Consider the following 20735-nt stretch of genomic DNA (forward strand, 5'->3'; position numbering starts at 1 on the left):
CACGATAAAAAATCCCCGCTTATAACTCATAAGCGGGGATTTCGTATGTAAGTGTACTAATCAATACGACATATTTGTAACGGACAATTTTCACAGGCGATTTCATCCTTTAAAAATTGTAGATCGTGAATGGTTATATAACCTTTTTCAAAAGATATAATATTGTGCTTCTTTAAGTCATTCAGCATGCGATTAATCATCTCTCGACTCGTTGCACATAAATTAGCAATCTCTGTATGTGTTAACGGGAAGTCAATATAAATAGTGTCATTTTCTAACGGCTTCCCATAAGTGTTTGAAAGACGGATAAGCGTTGAAAATAAAGCGCCCTTTTTCCCATGTAAAATCAAATCACGCAAACGGCTTTGATGCTTTAAATTTTCTGTTTGCAACCACTTCATATACTCCACCATTAAAATAGGCTGTTCCACTAGTAAAAGTTCTAATGTTTCAAGGCTAAGAACATATAAACTGGAGGGCTCTAGTACTTTAGCGGTCATCGAATTATACGTAAAGTTGCAAAATAATGAGCTTTCTCCAATGATGCTATCAGGACCACAAATACGAATGGTTAATTCCTTTCCATTCTCCGTTTCCTGACTAATCGAGATAGCTCCTGTTTTTATATAATAAATTTCTTTCGCACGTTCGCCCTCTAAAAAGATTTTACTATCCTTATTCACTTTAATAAAAACACCGTGCTTTTGAAAAAGATCGTGAAATTTCTCCTGTATATTATCCATAATAGCCATATCTTCAACACATCTCTTTCTTTTTTCGTAAAAATTGTTTAATTATTACAAAATTAAGTGAGCAATTTACTAGATCTAAGAAATATACTTTCATTATAACGTAGTTTTCCAGTAATAAGTGAAGAAATTTTAGGGCTAATTCTTTGCTCTAGTTTGTCGAGTGTTGTAAAATAAAGTTAGTCAAAAAAGGTCAAACATTTTCTATGAAATAGAATGGCAAACGGGATTCCGATTAACATTATTAAAAAGGAGTGCTAAATATGCAATTTCAACAAACAAATGACAAAAAGCCATTAGAACAATTTGGACGTAATTTAATAGAAGAAGTTAAAAACGGTAAAATGGATCCGGTTATCGGTCGTGACGAAGAAATTCGTAATGTCATTCGTATTTTAACACGCAAAACGAAAAATAATCCTGTCTTAATAGGGGAGCCTGGGGTTGGTAAAACAGCTATTGTAGAAGGGTTAGCTCAACGTATAGTAAAGGGCGATGTTCCTGAGGGGTTAAAAGATTGCGTACTGTATGAGCTGGATATGAGTGCTTTAATAGCAGGTGCTAGTTATCGTGGCCAATTTGAAGAGCGCTTAAAAGGTGTATTAAAAGAAGTAAAAGAATCAGAGGGACGCATCATTTTATTTATCGATGAAATTCATACAATTGTTGGTGCTGGTAAAACGGATGGTGCAATGGACGCTGGGAATATGCTTAAACCAATGCTTGCACGAGGTGAGCTACATTGTATCGGGGCTACAACATTAGATGAATACCGTATGTATATTGAAAAAGATCCTGCTTTAGAGCGTCGTTTCCAGCAGGTGCTTGTACGAGAGCCGTCTATTGAAGATACAGTTTCCATTTTACGAGGCTTGAAAGAGCGCTTTGAGTTGCATCATGCGGTACGTATTCATGACCGTGCAATCGTAGCGGCAGCGGGGCTTTCCAATCGCTATATTACAGAGCGTTTCCTGCCAGATAAAGCGATCGATTTAATCGATGAAGCATGTGCGATGATTCGAACAGAAATTGATTCCATGCCACAGGAATTGGATGCAGTTACACGCCGTATTATGCAGCTTGAAATTGAGGAGCAAGCATTGCGTAATGAAAAAGACGAGGCGAGTAAAAAACGTCTAGAGCAGCTCAGTGAGGAATTAACAAAGCTCAAAGAATCCTCTGAGGGCATGCGTAAACAATGGGAAACCGAAAAAGAAGCGTTACACGGCATTCAGAAAAAACGTGAAAAACTTGATAAATACCGCCGCGACTTAGATGAAGCAGAAAGTAAATATGATTTAAATAAAGCAGCTGAACTACGTCATGGGAAAATTCCTACACTTGAAAAGGACATTCAAGAGATGGAAAAACAATTAGAAAATGGTACGGAATCACGTATTTTGCGTGAAGAGGTAACGGCTGATGAAATTGCATCAATCGTTTCGCGCTGGACGGGAATACCAGTGACGAAATTAGTAGAAGGTGAGCGAGAAAAATTATTGCGCTTAAAAGATACATTGCATGAGCGTGTAATCGGACAAGATAATGCAGTACAGCTTGTTACGGAAGCGGTATGGCGTGCTCGAGCGGGTATTAAAGATCCGCATCGACCAATTGGTAGCTTTTTATTCCTAGGACCAACAGGTGTTGGTAAAACAGAGCTTGCGAAGGCACTAGCGGCACAATTGTTTGATTCTGAGGATCATTTTATTCGCATTGATATGAGTGAATATATGGAGAAACATAGCATATCGCGCCTTGTAGGGGCACCTCCAGGCTATGTTGGCTATGAGGAAGGTGGTCAATTAACAGAAGCTGTTCGCCGAAATCCGTATTCAGTTGTTTTATTAGATGAAATTGAAAAGGCCCATCCGGATGTCGCAAATATTTTACTACAAATTTTAGATGATGGTCGCATTACTGATAGCCAGGGGCGTATGGTTAACTTTACGAACACAGTGGTCATTTTAACTTCTAACATTGGCTCAAGCTATTTAATGGAAGCAAAAGAAGCCGATGCTGCTGTTGAGGATTTAGTGATGGCTGCACTGCGTCAACATTTTAAACCAGAGCTGTTAAATCGTATGGATGATATTATTATGTTCCATGCACTATCAGATGAGCATTTTACAGCCATTGCATGGAAATATATCGAACAGCTTGTCAAACGAGTTGCAGAGCAAGACATTACTTTACAAGTAGAACAAAATGTAGTTGATTGGGTTGTCGAACAAGGAGCAGATGCTCAGTTCGGCGCAAGACCATTAAAACGCTTCGTGCAACGTTATATTGAAACTGCGGTTGCAAAAGAATTGCTTCGAGGTGAAGTATTACCAGGAGAAACATTGCACATTAAAATGCATGATGGTCAATGTGTCGTTGAAAAATAACAAAAAACCTGTTCCGCATTGAGCGAAACAGGTTTTTTCTAGTTGAATTAATGATTGTCTGCAGCTTCTGGAGTTGACTCGTTTGGAATAATTGCACCGATAATGAAAACAAGAATTGTAAATACAACTGATGTAACAATAGCAGTATCGATATCAAATTCTGCACCAAGTACAGAGCCTACTACGTAGTTTAACATTGAAACTAGTAGGAATGACCATATGAATGTTACGATATATCGCATTAATTTCACCTCAACCGAACTTTTTTATATCATAAGATTTTACTACATATTCATTATCATATCATAACATAAATCGAAAAAAAAAGAACCTTTTCTGTGAAACATGGCGAATTTGTCACAACAATAACATTTTTTTTATTTTTAATGCAATTTCAATACATCACTGAAATTAAAAGACGTCACAAATACTTGTGTGTCGTAGCGTGTAGAAGTGCTTCAAGCCCCGCTAAATTCTATACAATTGCTATCAAGCGCCCGATTTCACGCAGTGATTAATTCGTGGTGGAATTGATAGGAAAAAAAGCATTAATTTTAATTCATCTTGCACCTGATCTTATTTATGAGTTATAATTATGACCAGTTACTAATAATTGATAGTAAGAAAGCAGAGGGGTTGCTAAATGAACGCTGGTATTTTAGGGATTGCCAAATACGTTCCGGAGAAGGTCGTTACGAATTTTGATTTAGAAAAAATAATGGATACTTCGGATGAATGGATTCGAACTCGCACAGGGATTGAGCAGCGTCATTTTGCTGCTGATGATCAGGAAACTTCAGATTTAGCAGTAGCTGCAGCAAAAGAGGCTATTGAAAAAGCAGGAATTTCACCAGAGGAAATAGGCTTAATCCTCGTAGCGACAGTAACACAAGATCAAAATTTTCCAAGTGTCGCATGTATGGTTCAGGAGCAAATTGGAGCAGTTAATGCAGCAGCGATGGACCAAGCGGCAGCTTGTGCAGGGTTTATATATAGTTTAGTGACGGCAAAGCAGTTTGTAGAATCAAATGCTTATAAATATGTCTTAGTAGTAGGTGTTGAAAAGCTGTCGAAAGTACTTGACTGGGAAGATCGTAATACCGCTGTATTATTCGGTGACGGTGCAAGTGCAGTAATTATTGGTCCAGTATCAGAAGGTAGAGGTATTTTATCATTTGAACTTGGTGCTGACGGTACAGGTGGAAAGAATTTGTATTTAACACAGCAAGATACAATCGCTATGAATGGCCGTGAAGTATTTAAATTTGCCGTTCGTCAAATGGGTGAATCTGCAATGAACGTTTTAGAAAAAGCAGGTTTAACAAAAGAAGACGTAGATTTTTTAGTGCCGCATCAGGCGAATATTCGAATTATGGAATCAGCTCGTGAGCGTCTAGAGCTACCACCGGAAAAAATGTCAAAAACGATTCACAAATATGGGAATACGTCTGCGGCATCTATTGGTATTTCCTTGGTAGATGAGCTTGAAGCAGGTAAGATAAAAGATGATGATTTAGTAGTACTTGTTGGATTTGGCGGTGGCTTAACATGGGGTGCCGTTACAATGAGATGGGGAAAATAAAAACGAAAAATGCTTGAGGGGAGTAATACAATGAGTAAACGACGAGTAGTAATTACAGGAATTGGCGCAGTTACACCACTAGGAAATAGCATCGAAGAAACATGGACTAACATTAAAGCTGGAAAATCTGGCGTTGGCGAATTAACGCGTTTAAATAAAGATCTTTTCGCAGCAAAAGTTGCTGCTGAAGTGAAGGATTTTAATATCGAAAAGTATATCGAACGTAAAGAAGCTCGTAAAATGGATCGCTTTACACAGTATGCTTTAGCAGCATCTATCATGGCGATGGAAGATGCACAATTAACAATCGATGAAGAGCTAGCACCACGTGCAGGTGTCTGGATTGGCTCTGGCATCGGCGGTATGGAAACATATGAACAACAATTTTTAACTTTCCAAGAGCGTGGAGCAAGAAGAGTAAGTCCATTCTTTATTCCAATGATGATTCCAGATATGGCTTCAGGCCAAGTGTCGATCCACTTTGGTGCAAAGGGCATTAACTCTTGTTCAGTAACTGCTTGTGCTTCAGGTACAAACTCTATTGGGGATGCTTTTAAAGTCATTGAACGCGGCGATGCAGATGTTATGATTTCGGGCGGTGCTGAGTCGCCAATCGTTACGATGGCAGTAGCAGGCTTCTGCGCTAATACTGCATTATCTTTAAGCACTGATCCAGAAAAAGCTTGCCGTCCATTCGATAAAAATCGCGATGGTTTCATTATCGGTGAAGGTGCTGGGATTGTTATTTTGGAAGAATATGAGCACGCAAAAGCACGCGGTGCTAAAATTTACGCAGAAGTTCTTGGCTATGGTGCAACAGGAGATGCACATCATATTACAGCTCCAGCTCCTGAAGGGGAAGGTGCTTCTCGTGCAATGATGCAAGCATTATCTGATGGCGGCGTAGAAGCTTCACAAGTTGACTATATTAATGCCCATGGAACAAGTACACCATATAACGATTTATTTGAAACACAAGCAGTAAAAACTGTTTTTGGTGAACATGCCTATAAGCTTGCAATGAGTTCAACAAAATCAATGACAGGTCACTTATTAGGTGCAGCTGGTGGTGTTGAAGCTATTTTCACAGCGCTAGCACTTAAAGAAGGCATTTTACCACCTACAATTAATTTAACAGACGCAGATCCAGAATGTGATTTAGATTATGTGCCAAATGAAGCTCGAAAAGTAGATATTCAATATGCAATGAGTAACTCACTTGGGTTTGGTGGACACAACGCTAGTCTACTATTCAAAAAAATCGAGGAATAATAAAGTAAAACTTTAATTAGTGGGGATTTCATTATCCCCACTTTTTTTATTATTAAAAATAAGAGTGTCATGTCAAAAGATACACGATATGTAAAGTGGTTGATTGGAGTGAAGGTTGGGCGACTCCTTGGGGATCAGCGGCTCATCGGACGCCCCCAGGAAAGCGCCTAGCCGGAACGGAAATCACCTCCTCGTTTTGCAGAAGAACCTTACGTTATTTAATATGAACAACATAAAAAACGTCAGCCTAATTTAAATGGCTGACGTCTTTTTTTATAGTTTTATGAATAGATGATAATAAAGAAAAAATAGAAAGGATGCCCTAACTTGGTACGACTCTTTTTATTTTTAGTGAGCTACGGCTTATTGATTCTCTCCGTTGGGAATCTCATATTGTATTTGAATTATCGGACACTCGGATATACCTGGATAGTTGTTTTTAAATTTATGGCACAGACAGCAGCATTTTATGTGGCAATTGGATCAATCGTTGTGTTATGTGCTGTTGTGCTTGATCTTGGTTATGATAAAACGATAAACAAGGATAAGATGTAATACTTAGATTACTCTCTTTTTGGCCAAGCTCTTCGATAAGTTTCAACAAAGCTACAGTATTTCTTCATTTCATGTTAAAGCTTTTTTCTTAGCGACGTGCACGGCCAAGACCCATTGCTTCTTCCATGCGTTTTAATGTAGCGCTAGCAATAGCATTTGCCTTTTCAGCACCTTCATCTAAAATGATGTCTAATTCTGATGATTCCACCAAGTGATAGAATTTCTCTTGAATTGGTGTCAGGTGATCAATAACCGTTGCTGCAACACCTTGCTTGAAACCACCATAGCCAACGCCCTCGTATTTTTTTACAAGGTCGTCAATAGATACGCCTGAAATGGCAGATTCGATTGTTAGTAAATTAGAAACACCAGGTTTATTTTCCACATCAAATGCCACAATACCATCAGAGTCAGTAACAGCAGATTTAATTTTTTTCTCAATATCTTTCGCTGAATCTAACAGCTTGATTGTCGCTTTTGTATTTGGATCAGATTTACTCATTTTCTTTGTAGGTTCTTGTAGTGATTTGATACGAGCTCCTGCTTTAGGTAATTGAATTTCAGGAATCGTTAAAACGTCACCATAACGTTTGTTAAAACGCTCTGCTAGATCACGAGTAAGCTCAATATGCTGCTTCTGATCATCACCGACAGGAACAATGTTTGTGTTATACAAAAGGATGTCTGCTGCCATCAATGGTGGATATGTTAAAAGAGCGGCAGATACGCTTTCCTTCCCGTGCGATTTATCTTTAAATTGTGTCATACGTTCAAGCTCACCAATCGATGCAACGCATTGTAACATCCAGCCTGCTTGTGCGTGAGCTGGTACTTCTGATTGAATAAATAATGTCGATTTTTTAGGGTCGATGCCAGTAGCAATATACGTTGCTGCTAGGTTGCGAATATTTTGACGTAATTCTTTTGGATCTTGAGCCACTGTTATTGCATGCTGATCGACGATACAATAAACAGCATCACCTTCATCTTGTAATGAAGGGAATTGCTTAAATGCTCCTAAATAGTTCCCTAAAGTTACAATACCTGTTGGCTGTACGCCTGAAAAAATAGTTGTCATTGTCATTTCCTCCTTGAATTTAAGTCCCTTGTTTTTACATAAATATCAAAATGAAGAGTCATCACCAAAACGTGTGGTTGATTTCCGTTCCGACTGGGCGCTTTGTTGCTGCCGCTACGCTTTCGCGCAGAGCTTCCTGGGGGCGTCCGATGAGCCGCTTGGGGCAAACAGGATGTTTTTTGCGCGAAAGCGTAGTGCTAACGAAGCGACAGCAGCAGGATGTTGGTCACGAAGGCGTTATCACAGGATGTGATGCATTTAGCCTTCGTTCCTCTATCGCTAATCCCCAAGGAGTCGCCCAGTCTCCACTACAATCAACTTTTTCATAATAGACGTTTTAATAAAAGTCATTCACAATTTTGGGTGATGAACCAAAATAAAAAAACATCATGCGTCCTCATTAGTTTTCTAATGAAGGGACGAATGATGTTTGAATCCGCGGTACCACCCAGCTTGCCTAAAACGGCCACTCTTCTTCGTAACGTGAAGGGACGAGCTTTGCTAATAGACTTAAGGAAGAAATTAAGTCGTTCACAAAGCTAACTCGGAAGTCCATTCCAAATGCTTACACGATCTGTTTGCAGCAACCACAGACTCTCTAAACGTGTAAAAGGCAAATGTACTACTCTTCGTCAGCGTTTTTTAGCTCAATACCTGTCTTCCATCTGCATAGATGGCGAGGTGAATTCACCAAAGACATAATTGATTTATTGCAAAAAATTATATTATAAAGGCTCGGTGAAAAGCAAGTGTGTAAAGTCAGACTTTTGGCGGTGTTTTTTCTCGGAAGAAAGTTATATGCTACTTTTGTTGCTTTTTTATTTCAGTAAATTATATGAAGGTGTGGCTCAACACCAAAATTTGCGAATGACATTTGTTAAAACACATTCCATATACATAAGTTGATCTTCGTTCCGACTGGACGCCCCCAGTAAAATTCCCATTCGGAACAGAAATCAACCGCACGTTATGGTAACAATCAATTTATTTGGAAATGCAACCGATATTAGTAAAAATACGTCTATATTTGTACACACAGAATTGACAGTATTCTCGTTTAAAATTTTTAAATGAGAACAAAAACAATCAAGCAGTGGATGTTTAAAATGCTCTACGAATGGGAATGTTAGTAGTAGGTCATTACAGATCTCAAGAAGTAACTACTTTGAAGTTTATGTGAAAAAACAGAAAATTTCATGTCAAATGGGTATTCTTTTTTTATTGGAACTATATTCAAACATCACAGAGTACTGTATAATGGTATGTATATTTAAATTACATTAATTCTAATTTAACACACTAGTTTATAGATAATGATTAAAAGGAAAGGATGTGTCAGTATGATAGTAACTTTATTTACATCACCAAGTTGTACGTCTTGCCGAAAAGCTAAAGCATGGTTAGAGGAGCATGAAATCCCATATACAGAACGTAATATATTTTCTGAACCATTAAGCATTAGTGAAATTAAAGAAATTTTGCGTATGACAGAAGATGGTACGGATGAAATTATTTCAACTCGATCAAAAATTTTCCAAAAATTAAATGTTGATGTGGAAAGCTTGCCATTACAACGTTTATACGAATTAATTCAAGAGTATCCAGGTTTATTACGTCGTCCCATTATTTTAGATGAAAAACGTTTACAGGTCGGCTACAACGAGGATGAAATTCGCCGTTTCCTACCTCGTAAGGTTCGTGCTTATCAATTGCAAGAAGCACAGCGTATGGTGAACTAATATTGCCGTATTCTGCATAGAATAGTATTAGATGTTACATATGCAACAAGCATATTGTGACATCTATTTTTTTGTGTTTTTCTTATGTAAATCCTTCTATATAGAGTATAATAAATAATAGGGAAAAGTCATATATTTCGGTAAAGTATGTTAAACTTGATTTTAGCTTAATAGTTTACTACAATTTCAATAATTCAAATAACTTCTGTGAAACGGTGTATATCCTTTTCATTTTATGACAGAACAGCATACAATATAATTAGAGACAACTGTGGACATTAATTTTTTAATTTCGGTTGCTCGAAGGGTTTACTGTAGTGTGGTCAAAGGTTGAAAAACAAAAATGAAGTATGAGGTTAAAAACAATGAATAATAGCATACTAATGAAATAAACTGTTTTTCGACAAATGACAGTGAAGGGAGATGAGGTCTAGTGGACATCGAACGTGTAAACGAAAATACACTCAAGCTCTTTATTACGTACAATGATATAGAGGATCGCGGCTATAGTCGTGAAGAAATTTGGTACAATCGAGCAAAGGGTGAACAACTTTTTTGGGATATGATTGATGAAGTAAATACGGAGGATTATTTTGATGTAGAAGGTCCAATTTGGATTCATATCAATGCTTCTGAAGTAGGCTTAGAGATCATTGTCACACGTGCACATATTTTAAAAGACGGTGAAACCTTAGATGGTTCTTCGCATTTTGATGAACACAAAGATATGTTTGCTCCATTCGAGGATGTTGGAGAGGATCTTCTCAGTCAACTAACTCAATTTGGTGACATTGATGAGTCAGAATTATTTATGGATACAGACATTTATGTTTATAAATTTAAAGATATTGATGAGTTAATCCCTGTAGCGAAACGCATAACAGATGAATTAGTGGATTCCTCATTATTTAAATATGAAAATTGGTACTATCTGGTAGTTGACTTTGCGAACGCAGAAGAAGAGCTAAATCATCACGATAGAAATGCGGTTATTAAAGAATTTTTACTACCATCGAATTTTACAATCCATCGTTTAGAGGAATATGGCGAAAAAATTATGGAATTTGATTGCTTTGAAACTGTACGAAAATATTTTATTTAAAGTAATGAGTACTTGATTCAGTGGTTTAGACTGTAAACAAACTTGGTGATTATCAAGTTTGTTTGCAGTCTTTTTATTTAACTTCTTTCAGTAAGTGTTTTTGGTAACGTAAGTAATTAAAAAAGATAGCAATTTATAAATTTCAAGAAAAAGCCGTACTTTATTTGTCGCTATAAAAAGGCTCCTATACAATTAGGCAAAAAGGAGATGATTTTATGCTTATGGCCTATAATGAGCAGCAACAGATTTTTCTCCCATACCAATATTCAAGGGAAGCTTTACAACGATATAGGCGGCAGATGAAATTTTATTGTCCTCAATGCCAGCAGCCTGTCCAATTAAAGATAGGCAAATATAATATCCCTCATTTCGCTCATATTGCTACTAATAGCTGTGTACAGTTATTTGCAGAGGGTGAATCAAAACTTCATTTACAAGGAAAAGTCCAATTATTTGAATGGTTAAAAAAACTCGGGCATACAGTAAAGCTGGAGCCCTTTTTAAGGAAGCTTTCACAGCGGCCAGATATGCTTTTGATCAAGGAGCATAAGCAAATTGCCATTGAATTTCAATGTAGTACAATTTCTCATGAAAAGTGGCTATTACGTACATCTGGATATGAGAAAAATTGTATACAGCCGTTGTGGCTTTTTCAAACACCTCAAAGACAAACTACACAAGGTGTTCAAAAAATTTCCATTTCTCCGATTATGCAAAAAGTGCTAAATGCCACAGCATTAGGCTTGTCTTATTTAGTGACATATGATGCAAACACATCGAGATTTATTTATTGGGCGAATCTTCTTTATGTTCATGGGCATACTTTTATAGGTAAAGTACAGGAATTAACTATTCACAAGCAACATTTTCCTTTTTATGAGCCTAAGACAATTACGAAAGAGGAATTTCGTCTGTATTGGCAGCTTTATAAAAAGTATTGTAAGCAATTTGTATATCAACGATTATTCCATAGTAAAAATGGGGTGCAAGATGCATTTTTACGAAGTAGGTATGAGTTAGGCTTTGCTTTAACGGGGATGCCTGATTACGTAGGTATTCCGGTAAAAGATGGAGAGGCAATACCGAGGTTTTCTATAGAGTGGCAAACGATTTTACATCATTTTTGTCGTTGTTTACAATTAGCACCTCATGAACTAGACGAGAGAAATATACGATTGTTTTTAAGCCAACAACATATAGAGGTTACAATCCAGGCTGTACAAGCTATTAAAAATTACGGAATGGTACTGGCGAAAAGGGATGAAAAAGATGATCGTTTTCCGGATATTTGTGAGCGAGTGTACGCACATTTATTTGCAATTGACGCAATATACTGAGAAAATATGAGAGTATAGGAAAAACGCACATATAAAGGGGGCTGGCACATGGCTAGTAATCAAGTTTTAGTAAGAAATGATGTTCCAAAAGAGTTAACTTGGCGCTTAGAGGATATATTTGCAACTGATGCCCTATGGGAAGAAGAGTATAAAGAAGTTGCAGAACTTGCGAAAAAAGCACCTAGTTATGCAGGTACTGTGAAAAATGGAGCAGATGAATTAGCGGCAGTTCTAACTTATCACGATGAAATTTATGAACGTGCAATGAAGCTTTACACGTATGCTCATATGCGTAATGACCAAGATACGACAAATAGCTTCTATCAAGATATGAATAGTCGTATTCAAACATTAGCGACTAGTATTTCGGCTGCCCTATCATTTTTAACACCTGAGATTTTATCATTGAGTGAAGAAACGATAGAAAGTTACTTAGCAGAAAACAAAGACTTACAACTGTATAAGCAATCATTAAAAGAAATCACGATGGCACGTCCGCATGTATTACCAGCAGAGCAGGAAGCGTTACTTGCACAAATGTCTGAGGTTACAGGTACTGCTTCAAATGCATTTAGTATGTTAAATAACGCTGATATTGTCTTCCCTAAAGTGAAAAATGAAGAAGGGGAAGAAGTACAGCTAACACACGGTAACTATATTAAGTTTTTAGAAAGTAAAGATCGCACTGTTCGTGAAAATGCTTTTAAAGCAATGTACGAAACTTACGGTAACTTTAAAAATACGTTTTCCGCTACATTAACGGGCAATGTGAAAAAGCATAATGTTAGTGCACGTATTCGTAATTATGATTCTGCACGTCACGCAGCGATGTCTAATAACTTCATTCCGGAAAGTGTTTATGATCAATTAGTAGAAACAGTCCATAAGCATTTACCAGCTATGCAGCGCTATATTTCGTTACGTAAAAAGCTTTTAGGTGTAGACGAATTGCATATGTGGGATTTATTTGCTCCACTCGTTAAGGAAGTGGATATGAAAATCACTTACGACGAAGCGAAGGATATTTTAGTAAAAGCTTTAGCGCCACTAGGTGAGGAATATCAAGGCATTGTTCAAGGTGGTCTAGATAATCGTTGGGTGGATGTCTTAGAAAACAAAGGGAAACGCAGTGGTGCGTACTCTTCAGGTGCTTATGGAACAAATCCATATATATTAATGAACTGGCAAGACAATGTTAATAATCTGTTTACACTAGCGCATGAATTTGGTCATAGTGTACACAGTTATTATTCACGTAAAAATCAGCCGTTCGTTTATGGCGATTATTCTATTTTTGTAGCGGAAGTAGCTTCAACTTGTAACGAGGAGCTGTTAAATGATTATTTACTGAAAACAATTGAAGACCCTCAACAGAAAATTTATTTATTAAATCATTGGCTAGACGGCTTCAGAAGTACTGTTTTCAGACAAACAATGTTTGCTGAATTTGAACACCTAATCCACCAAATGGATAAAAATGGTGAATCTTTAACAGCAGAGCGTCTAACAGAGGTTTACTATAATTTAAATAAACAATACTTCGGTGAGGATATTGTTGTAGATGAGGAAATCGGCTTAGAATGGGCTCGTATTCCACACTTCTACTATAACTACTATGTGTATCAATATGCTACAGGTAAATCAGCTGCGACAGCATTAAGTAAACAGATTTTAGAAGAGGGTACACCAGCTGTAGAACGTTATATTAATAACTTCTTAAAAGCAGGCTGCTCTAATTTTCCAATTGAGGTATTAAAGGCAGCAGGCGTTGATATGAACGTTGCACAACCGATTGACGATGCATGTAAAGTATTTGAAGAACGTTTAAATGAGTTAGAAAAATTATTGTTGAATAATTAATTTGGAAGGCTGTAGGAATTTCCCTACAGCCTTTTTCTATGATTAATTAAATAATAAAAATTGTAAGAATAATGATTTTTTTTGATTTCCAAATGTTTAAAAGTGCGTATCTTGAAAAAATACTGTTTGTAATCGCTTTCTATTTGACAAATTTGTGAATCTATCATTGGACTTGTTGCTATATTTACTATTCCGTGATAAATTGAATCATGTGAAATAAATCACAAAAACAAACATACACCCCTTTGTTTGAACGTGAACATTTCTCCCATCCCCTTTGTGAAAAAGAGGCGTCATTATCTGTCGAGGATAGTGGCGCTTCTTTTATTTTTTTAAGAAGCATTCCGATAAATCGCAGAAACGATCCGATAAATAAAAAAGAGAACAGGGACACAACATTAAATGTGTGTTGTATCCCTGTTCTTTAGAATAATAGTATAATTGCATTATTTAAGACGCCACAGTGTAGCGTGATCTGTCTGAATTCGTTCAATCTTTTGCTGTAGCATACGCTTCTTTAATTCACGTTCAGCATTTTGCTCTGTTGATGAGTAGATAAAAGCTACTTCATTTGTTGAAAGGGTATGGAATTTTTCAAATAACTCTTCCATTGTTGGTAATGGTTGACGCACAAGCTGTTCATCCATCATTTCTTGTAAAATATGTTCATAAACTTCATAGGAATAGTTGCCACTAACTTTAAGACCTTCATCTTCAATACATTCATTGAAAAATACAATGCTAGGGACTTCATCAACTTCCATCTCACGTTTAATATATAAATCGCATTGGAAGGCACGTGCTGCTTCTTTTGAACCGAAGTCTGCGGTAAATTCATTCATGTCTAATTGAACATCTTCCGCAATTTTTAGCAACGTAGCATAAGAATTGACATCTTGTTGGTTTAGTAATACATATTCTTGTAGTTTCGACAAATAACGTGCGCCTGCACGTTTCCCCTGTAACTCTGCTGCTTTAATAGCGATCGATGGCAAAACAGGGTGATTAATGTCAAGTTCAATACCGGATACACAACCTTTTACACGCTTACTTAAGCAATTCAGAGAGGCTAGCTCTGTGCTTAGTACAAAGCGCCATGTAAAGTAATGATTGTACTCTAGCTGTAACTTACGAAGAACGGCTTGCAATTTAAAAGCTTCTGGACAAAGTGGATCTACGAAAATATACAATTCAATAGGCTTATTAGCAGTAGAAATCTCAGGAGTTGGCTCTTGTAGCATTTGAATATTATTCACGTAACAATTCCCCCTCATCGTCATTTGGTGTATTAATCATGTGATGAGCTGTTAATACTAAACGTTGATAATAAACTTCACGGAACTTACCTTCCATTCCTACTTCATCCATCGCCTCGGACATACATTCAAGCCAAGCTTGAGCGCGATCAGGTGTAATCGGAAAATTCATATGACGTGCACGCATCATTGGATGACCATGCTCCTCAGTAAAAAGATTGGGTCCACCTAAATACTGTGTTTGAAATTGAATTTGCTTGCGTGCTGTTTCCGTTAAATCTTTTGGAAAGATTGGAATAAGATCAGGATGCTGTGCAACTCTTCTATAGAACGCATGGATTAGCTCTGAAAGCTTTTCAGCCCCCAGCTCCTCATAAGGAACAGTGTATTTTCGACTCATAAGTTTAATGCCCCTTCAATTCTTTATATCGTAAAGTATATTTTTATACTTAGTCATTTTTTTAAATGTGAATTTCTTGTGACTACCTTCATTCTATCAACGTCTTTTCGTTAACACAAATAAAGCGCTCTTCCGAAATGTTTTCGCTAAAAAAGCACAAATTTCACCACGCGGGTGAAATTTGCCGAAAAACGCTGTATTAACAATGATTATGCGAATCAATTATGCCTCGGCATAATTGAGCCCGGAAGTTAAACTGTGTAGTAATTCATCACTTTATTGACATAATTCTGCGTTTCTTTGAAAGGAGGAACGCCACCATACTTTGTAACGCGTGAAGCTCCTGCGTTATAAGCAGCTAATGCTAATGTAGGATCGTTATCAAATTTATCTAGCATTTGGCGTAAATATTTGGCTCCTGCCATAATATTTTGCTCTGGATCAAAGGCGTTTGTAACGCCTAAATATTGTGCTGTCTTTGGCATTAATTGCATTAATCCTTGTGCTCCAGCATGACTAACCACATTTGCATTAAAATTAGACTCTTGCTTAATCACGGCAGCGATGAGTTTCTCAGGTACATTATATGTAGCTGCTGCCTTTTGAATAATCGAAGCGTACTGATTCGCACCTGCTAATGAATTGGCATACGCTGTTGAACCAATTACGTTATCTGAAACGTAGGAGTCTAGCTTTGTACTAGTTGTACTAGATTGTGTGTTTGCTAAAGCTGCTTGTACAGATGAAGGTATAAAGACGCTATTAGAACCGTTATAAAGTAATGCTTGATACGCATTATTTTGCATGTTTTCAGATAAACCAGTTAAACTATTAAACTGATTCATCATAGACGAAGCGCTTGATACTCCTCCGAGCAAACTAGATAATTTTGCATTGTTAGTAGTAGTTGAATCGCCAAGTATTTCGCTAATCATGTCAGAAAACATAGAATTGCTGTCTGTAAGATTGTTTGACGATGAATTTTCTGAAGCTCCTAGTGTTTGTAATGCTTGAATGTCAAGTAAAGTTCTGAGTGATTGGATATCCAAGGAGTTGCCACCCTTTCTTGTTATCTAGCTAACTTATTTCAGCAACATCCGCTAAGAGAGTGACCAACATCACATTGGCCTAATATCTCCGGCGGATGTCACGGAATCGGAAAGGAAGTCTTTGTACAAGGACAAAGCCGATTCCGGACGCGACGCAATTATGCTGGGGCATAATTGCTCTATTAGGATTGTTCTTTATTCATTTGTAATGCTTTCATAAAACGCGCAATTTTTTTATCTGTTGCCCGTTTTTCAATACCATATTGCTGTAGAAATTCGTCGAAGGTTGCATTTCCTTTTATTGCATCTTTTGATTCATATTCTACCTCATAATCATCGCACTGCAAATAGAAAGAATGATCGAATACTAGAAGGCCATCCTTATAAGGTATTTCGACACGATCAGTTGTTAGTGAACCAAATACCTCCAATTTTTCCAAAGGGATGTTAAAGAGAGCTAGTCTTTTGGCTACTTCTTGGGCAAAGAAACCTTCACTAGCAAGCATTTTCTCAGCTTGCTCAGCCGTTAATTCGTCAGTCGTCTCTAAGTGTGCATGCTCTGCATTTTTTTCTTTTAAAGTACACTCAAAGTATTTGTCGATTTGTCGAATACGAAGCCCGCTTTGGCGTTTCCGAATAGCTTGCGAAGGTGTGTCGAAATAATGATTTGTTTGACGATGAATAGCATTTTCAGAAATGTTGAATTCTTGCAGTAAATATTCGTATTGCTCTTTTGTTAAAAGATTTTTAAACTCTATTTCAATTTGTTGTGCCATTATGTTCACCTGTTTATTTTAATTTTTTTACTTGTGTTGATTAGGGGAAAGGTTCATCAGCATAGCATGGGGTTGATCTCCGTTCCGGCTGGGCGCTTTGTTGTTGCTGTCGCTTTGCTTTCGCACAGATAAAACATTTGTTGCTGCCGCTTCGCTTTCGCGCAGAGCTTCCTGGGGGCGTCCGATGAGCCGCTTCACTCGCGTTGCTCGCTGCAGGGTCTCGGGGCAACGGGAAAGCGTGAGTGCAACGTAGCGGCAGCAGCAGGATGTTGGTCACGAAGGCGTTATCACAGGACGTGATGCTTTTAGCCTTCGTTCTACTATATCGCTAATCCCCAAGGAGTCGCCCAGCCTCCACTCCAATCAACTTATATGCATATCATATGTTTTAGTAAAAGGTCATACTAAAATTCCGATGATAGATAAAAATTTTAGTATGGCTCATTACAATAGCATGGGGGTGATTTCCGTTTCGCTTGGACCAACAAATGATTTCTGTATGAAAGCGTAGCGGTAGCAACAGCATCGATGTTGGTCACGAAGGTGTTATCACAGGATGTAATGTTTTAGCCTTCGTTCCGCTATTGCTGATCCCGAAGGAGTCGCTCAGTCGGAACGGAAATCAACTACACGCTATAATAAAAAAGTTTCGTTCGTTATTTCATTGATTTAGTATTTACACACTGCAACTATTTACCCTCTATGCTAAAATAAGAGGAAGAGTACGACGAAAAGGGGAACCGCGTGTGCGTAAAATTTATACAATAGAAACATTGAATTTTGAAAATGAAGAACTTCATTTTAGTTTAAACGACAATGAAGTAAATTTACAGTTAAAACCTGCTGCACAATTAATTGCAGATTCTGATGACTTTGCGTTTATTTATTTACTTGATGCAGGAGAGGATTATCATTACTTGCGTTTTCCGCCGAGTAGTTGGGATCAGCTTGTACATATTTTGCAAAAAGGGAAAAACCCAAAGCTACAACTAGGTGAAGAAGTACTTGAGCTTACAAATTTTTACGATGAATTGGAAATGCTCGTGTATAATATTGAAGGAAATTACAATTATGGGGCGGAATTTGTCCAAGCGGTGGAACAACACTTCGAGAAAATTCTAGCTGAATAAAAAGACAAAACGAACAGACGGTGTTGGTTTTGTTCGATACCGAATGTCGGGAGGTTTTTGCGATGGGGCAATGGGAAATATTTTTAAGTCCTTATAAACAAGCAGTAGATGAGTTAAAAGTAAAATTAAAGGGTATGCGTTCACAGTTTGGTATTGTTAATGCAAATTCACCAATTGAATTTGTGACAGGACGTGTAAAGCCTTTAGCAAGTATATATGATAAAACACTAGAAAAAGGACTTTCCTTTGAGCCTTCTAAACAGCTAGGTGACGAGCTAGGCGATATCGCAGGTTTACGTATTATGTGTCAATTTGTAGATGATATATCGACAGTTACAGAGCTAATACGGCAACGTAAAGATATGCGTGTAGTGGAAGAGCGTGACTATATTACACATAATAAGCCAAGTGGCTACCGCTCATATCATATGATTGTGGAGTATCCTGTAGAGACGATACAGGGGAAAAAAGTGGTATTAGCTGAAATACAAATAAGAACATTAGCCATGAATTTTTGGGCATCTATTGAGCATTCTTTAAATTATAAATATAAAGGTATGTTCCCTGAGGAAATTAAAAATCGCCTTCAAAGTGCAGCAGAGGCCGCTTTCCGATTAGATGAGGAAATGTCGTCCATTCGTAGTGAGATACAAGAAGCGCAGGCTTATTTCAGTGAATATAAAGAAGCATCGAATCCTAATTTACTATCGGAGAAGGAGCGTGACTCAAAATGAAATTTTCCATTCAATCACGTAGAGATGCACAGTCGAACGAATTAATGGAGCTAGCCAGAACGTATTTGCAGGATTTTGGGTTAACTTATGATGAAGAGGCTCCTGAAATCGTAATCTCTATTGGGGGAGATGGCACTTTACTACATGCCTTTCATCGATATGCTCATTTGCTAGATCAGGTTGCCTTCGTAGGTATTCATACGGGACATTTAGGATTTTATGCCGATTGGAAGCCATCTGAATTAGAAAAGCTTGTTTTATCCATTGCGAAAAAGGACTTTAACGTTGTGGAATATCCTCTACTAGAGGTAAAGGTGGAGCATCATAATGCGGAATCCAATACGTATTTAGCGTTAAATGAAGCAACTGTGAAATCACCTGATGTCACGCTTGTAATGGATGTGGAATTAAACGGTAATCAGTTTGAGCGTTTCCGTGGAGACGGACTATGTGTATCAACGCCTTCTGGTAGTACAGCTTATAATAAAGCCCTCGGTGGAGCAATTATTCATCCGACTTTAGCGGCACTCCAAATTACTGAGATAGCATCTATCAATAACCGTGTCTTCCGTACAGTTGGTTCACCACTCATATTACCAGCACACCATCATTGTGTTTTACGTCCAGTCAATGAACAAAACTTTAATATGACAGTTGATCATTTACAAGTCACGCAAGGTGATGTGAAGTCGATTGCATTTAATGTAGCAACTGAAAGAGTGCGTTTTGCACGTTTCCGTCCATTCCCATTCTGGGAAAGAGTGCATGAATCATTCGTGGCCAATGAGTAAAATGGATACAAGATTTACACTGCATTTTATAGCGGAAAAGGAAGGCCAACTACTTAGGGAGGCCTTAGCTGAATGGCGCATCTCCAAGCGAGCTTTAACGGCTATTAAATTTGATGGAGGCTTACTGACAGTAAATGATGTCGAACGCAATGTTCGACATCCTCTTCACGTTGGCGATCGAGTTGAAGTTACATTCCCTCTTGAAGAAAAAAGTGAGGGGCTTGCTGTTGAACATGGTGAACTTTCTATTATTTACGAAGATGAAGCAATTATATTGCTTAATAAGCCAGCACATCAAAGTACGATTCCTTCGCGTGAGCATCCAACACATAGCGTAGCGAATCTAGTGTGTGGTCATTTTCAACAGCAAGGTTTAGCATCAACGGCTCATATCGTCACGAGACTTGACCGTGATACTTCTGGCTTGCTATGCATTGCCAAACATGCTCATATTCATCATTTAGCGGGACTTGCACAACGTAGCGGAGAAATTTCTCGACAATATGAAGCCATTGTACATGGACATGTGGCACGAGATGTACGATCAATTATTGCTCCTATTGGACGCAAGGAGACGAGCATTATTGAGCGTGAGGTGCGTGAGGACGGTCAATTTGCACATACAGATGTGACAATATTAAGGCACTTTTATTTACAGGGTGAACCGATGACACATATACAACTAAAGTTGCACACAGGGCGAACACATCAAATTCGTGTGCATATGGCCTATGTGGGACATCCACTTGTTGGAGATGAACTTTATGGTGGAAGTCGTGATCATATAAATAGACAAGCATTACATTGTGTGTCCTTAAAGATGCTTCATCCTTTGACAGGTGAGAGGTTACAATTTACAAGTAACGTAAATGAAGATATGCAGCAATTATTGATTGACTCTTTAGTTTGAAGTTTATTTCTTCAATCCTCTTTTA

At 37.7% G+C, this 20735-nt stretch carries 19 protein-coding genes and 1 other annotated feature; of the genes, 12 read left to right on the forward strand and 7 right to left on the reverse strand.

Annotation, left to right across the window (positions count from 1 at the left end; translation table 11 throughout):
• Positions 1-56: 56 nt before the first annotated feature.
• Positions 57-743 (reverse strand): Crp/Fnr family transcriptional regulator, encoded by a 687-nt coding sequence (locus ACQKN4_RS01380; protein ID WP_079559810.1) that lies wholly within the window; start codon positions 741-743, stop codon positions 57-59.
• A 269-nt stretch (positions 744-1012) separates the two neighbouring features.
• On the opposite strand from ACQKN4_RS01380, the gene ACQKN4_RS01385 reads away from it, so the two are divergent.
• Positions 1013-3139 carry an ATP-dependent Clp protease ATP-binding subunit gene (locus ACQKN4_RS01385; protein ID WP_427481843.1) on the forward strand — a complete coding sequence of 709 codons (2127 nt, stop codon included), beginning with the start codon at positions 1013-1015 and terminating at the stop codon, positions 3137-3139.
• A gap of 47 nt (positions 3140-3186) precedes the next feature.
• Here ACQKN4_RS01385 and ACQKN4_RS01390 read toward each other — a convergent pair whose 3' ends face one another.
• Positions 3187-3381, reverse strand: a complete 195-nt coding sequence (locus tag ACQKN4_RS01390; RefSeq protein ID WP_079559555.1) for a YjzD family protein — start codon at positions 3379-3381, stop codon at positions 3187-3189.
• A gap of 401 nt (positions 3382-3782) precedes the next feature.
• Between ACQKN4_RS01390 and ACQKN4_RS01395 the strand changes: the two genes are divergently transcribed.
• Together ACQKN4_RS01395 and fabF are read left to right on the forward strand one after the other, a co-directional pair.
• Positions 3783-4721, forward strand: coding sequence for a beta-ketoacyl-ACP synthase III (locus tag ACQKN4_RS01395; RefSeq protein WP_427481845.1), 939 nt, complete (start codon positions 3783-3785; stop codon positions 4719-4721).
• Between the two features lie 30 nt (positions 4722-4751).
• A complete protein-coding gene (gene fabF, locus ACQKN4_RS01400) occupies positions 4752-5993 on the forward strand; it encodes a beta-ketoacyl-ACP synthase II (RefSeq protein WP_079559557.1) in 1242 nt (413 codons plus the stop codon).
• A 643-nt stretch (positions 5994-6636) separates the two neighbouring features.
• On the opposite strand, the gene trpS is transcribed toward fabF, so the two are convergent.
• Complete coding sequence (gene trpS / locus ACQKN4_RS01405; RefSeq protein WP_427481848.1) at positions 6637-7626, reverse strand: tryptophan--tRNA ligase; 990 nt, start codon at positions 7624-7626, stop codon at positions 6637-6639.
• Between the two features lie 149 nt (positions 7627-7775).
• On the opposite strand from trpS, the gene ACQKN4_RS01410 reads away from it, so the two are divergent.
• The 5 genes from ACQKN4_RS01410 (at position 7776) to pepF (ending at position 13664) form a co-directional block, all read left to right on the forward strand.
• Positions 7776-7955 carry a hypothetical protein gene (locus ACQKN4_RS01410; RefSeq protein ID WP_427481850.1) on the forward strand — a complete coding sequence of 60 codons (180 nt, stop codon included), beginning with the start codon at positions 7776-7778 and terminating at the stop codon, positions 7953-7955.
• Between the two features lie 83 nt (positions 7956-8038).
• Positions 8039-8271, reverse strand: a binding site (T-box leader).
• Between the two features lie 698 nt (positions 8272-8969).
• Complete coding sequence (gene spxA / locus ACQKN4_RS01415; protein ID WP_024362527.1) at positions 8970-9365, forward strand: transcriptional regulator SpxA; 396 nt, start codon at positions 8970-8972, stop codon at positions 9363-9365.
• Positions 9366-9798: 433 nt separating this feature from the next.
• Positions 9799-10467: an adaptor protein MecA gene (mecA, locus tag ACQKN4_RS01420; RefSeq protein WP_079559561.1), complete on the forward strand. Its 669-nt coding sequence runs from the start codon at positions 9799-9801 to the stop codon at positions 10465-10467.
• 215 nt (positions 10468-10682) lie between these two features.
• Entirely contained in the window at positions 10683-11804 is a 1122-nt protein-coding gene (locus ACQKN4_RS01425) for a competence protein CoiA (RefSeq protein WP_079559562.1), read from the forward strand.
• A 48-nt stretch (positions 11805-11852) separates the two neighbouring features.
• Complete coding sequence (gene pepF / locus ACQKN4_RS01430) at positions 11853-13664, forward strand: oligoendopeptidase F (RefSeq protein WP_427481852.1); 1812 nt, start codon at positions 11853-11855, stop codon at positions 13662-13664.
• 446 nt (positions 13665-14110) lie between these two features.
• Here the strand turns inward: pepF and ACQKN4_RS01435 are convergent, their stop codons facing one another.
• The 4 genes from ACQKN4_RS01435 to ACQKN4_RS01450 form a co-directional block, all read right to left on the reverse strand.
• Entirely contained in the window at positions 14111-14920 is an 810-nt protein-coding gene (locus tag ACQKN4_RS01435; protein WP_079559564.1) for a DsbA family protein, read from the reverse strand.
• On the reverse strand, positions 14913-15320 hold the full coding sequence (locus tag ACQKN4_RS01440; RefSeq protein WP_197139873.1) for a globin: 408 nt from the start codon (positions 15318-15320) through the stop codon (positions 14913-14915). The genes ACQKN4_RS01435 and ACQKN4_RS01440 overlap by 8 nt, the downstream gene beginning before the upstream one ends.
• A gap of 251 nt (positions 15321-15571) precedes the next feature.
• The gene (locus ACQKN4_RS01445; RefSeq protein WP_427481855.1) at positions 15572-16369 is read right to left on the reverse strand and encodes a lytic transglycosylase domain-containing protein; all 798 of its coding nucleotides are present in this window, start codon (positions 16367-16369) and stop codon (positions 15572-15574) included.
• 182 nt (positions 16370-16551) lie between these two features.
• Positions 16552-17145 carry a CYTH domain-containing protein gene (locus tag ACQKN4_RS01450; protein WP_427481857.1) on the reverse strand — a complete coding sequence of 198 codons (594 nt, stop codon included), beginning with the start codon at positions 17143-17145 and terminating at the stop codon, positions 16552-16554.
• A gap of 746 nt (positions 17146-17891) precedes the next feature.
• On the opposite strand from ACQKN4_RS01450, the gene ACQKN4_RS01455 reads away from it, so the two are divergent.
• The 4 genes from ACQKN4_RS01455 (at position 17892) to ACQKN4_RS01470 (ending at position 20710) form a co-directional block, all read left to right on the forward strand.
• Positions 17892-18275, forward strand: coding sequence for a hypothetical protein (locus tag ACQKN4_RS01455; RefSeq protein WP_079559568.1), 384 nt, complete (start codon positions 17892-17894; stop codon positions 18273-18275).
• 62 nt (positions 18276-18337) lie between these two features.
• Entirely contained in the window at positions 18338-19009 is a 672-nt protein-coding gene (locus tag ACQKN4_RS01460) for a GTP pyrophosphokinase (protein WP_049668156.1), read from the forward strand.
• Positions 19006-19800, forward strand: a complete 795-nt coding sequence (locus ACQKN4_RS01465) for an NAD kinase (RefSeq protein WP_079559569.1) — start codon at positions 19006-19008, stop codon at positions 19798-19800. The genes ACQKN4_RS01460 and ACQKN4_RS01465 overlap by 4 nt, the downstream gene beginning before the upstream one ends.
• A 1-nt stretch (position 19801) precedes the next feature.
• A complete protein-coding gene (locus tag ACQKN4_RS01470) occupies positions 19802-20710 on the forward strand; it encodes an RluA family pseudouridine synthase (protein ID WP_427481860.1) in 909 nt (302 codons plus the stop codon).
• Positions 20711-20735: the final 25 nt, after the last annotated feature.

It is taken from the genome of Lysinibacillus sp. NPDC093692 (assembly GCF_050280125.1).
In the GTDB taxonomy this organism is placed as follows: domain Bacteria; phylum Bacillota; class Bacilli; order Bacillales_A; family Planococcaceae; genus Lysinibacillus.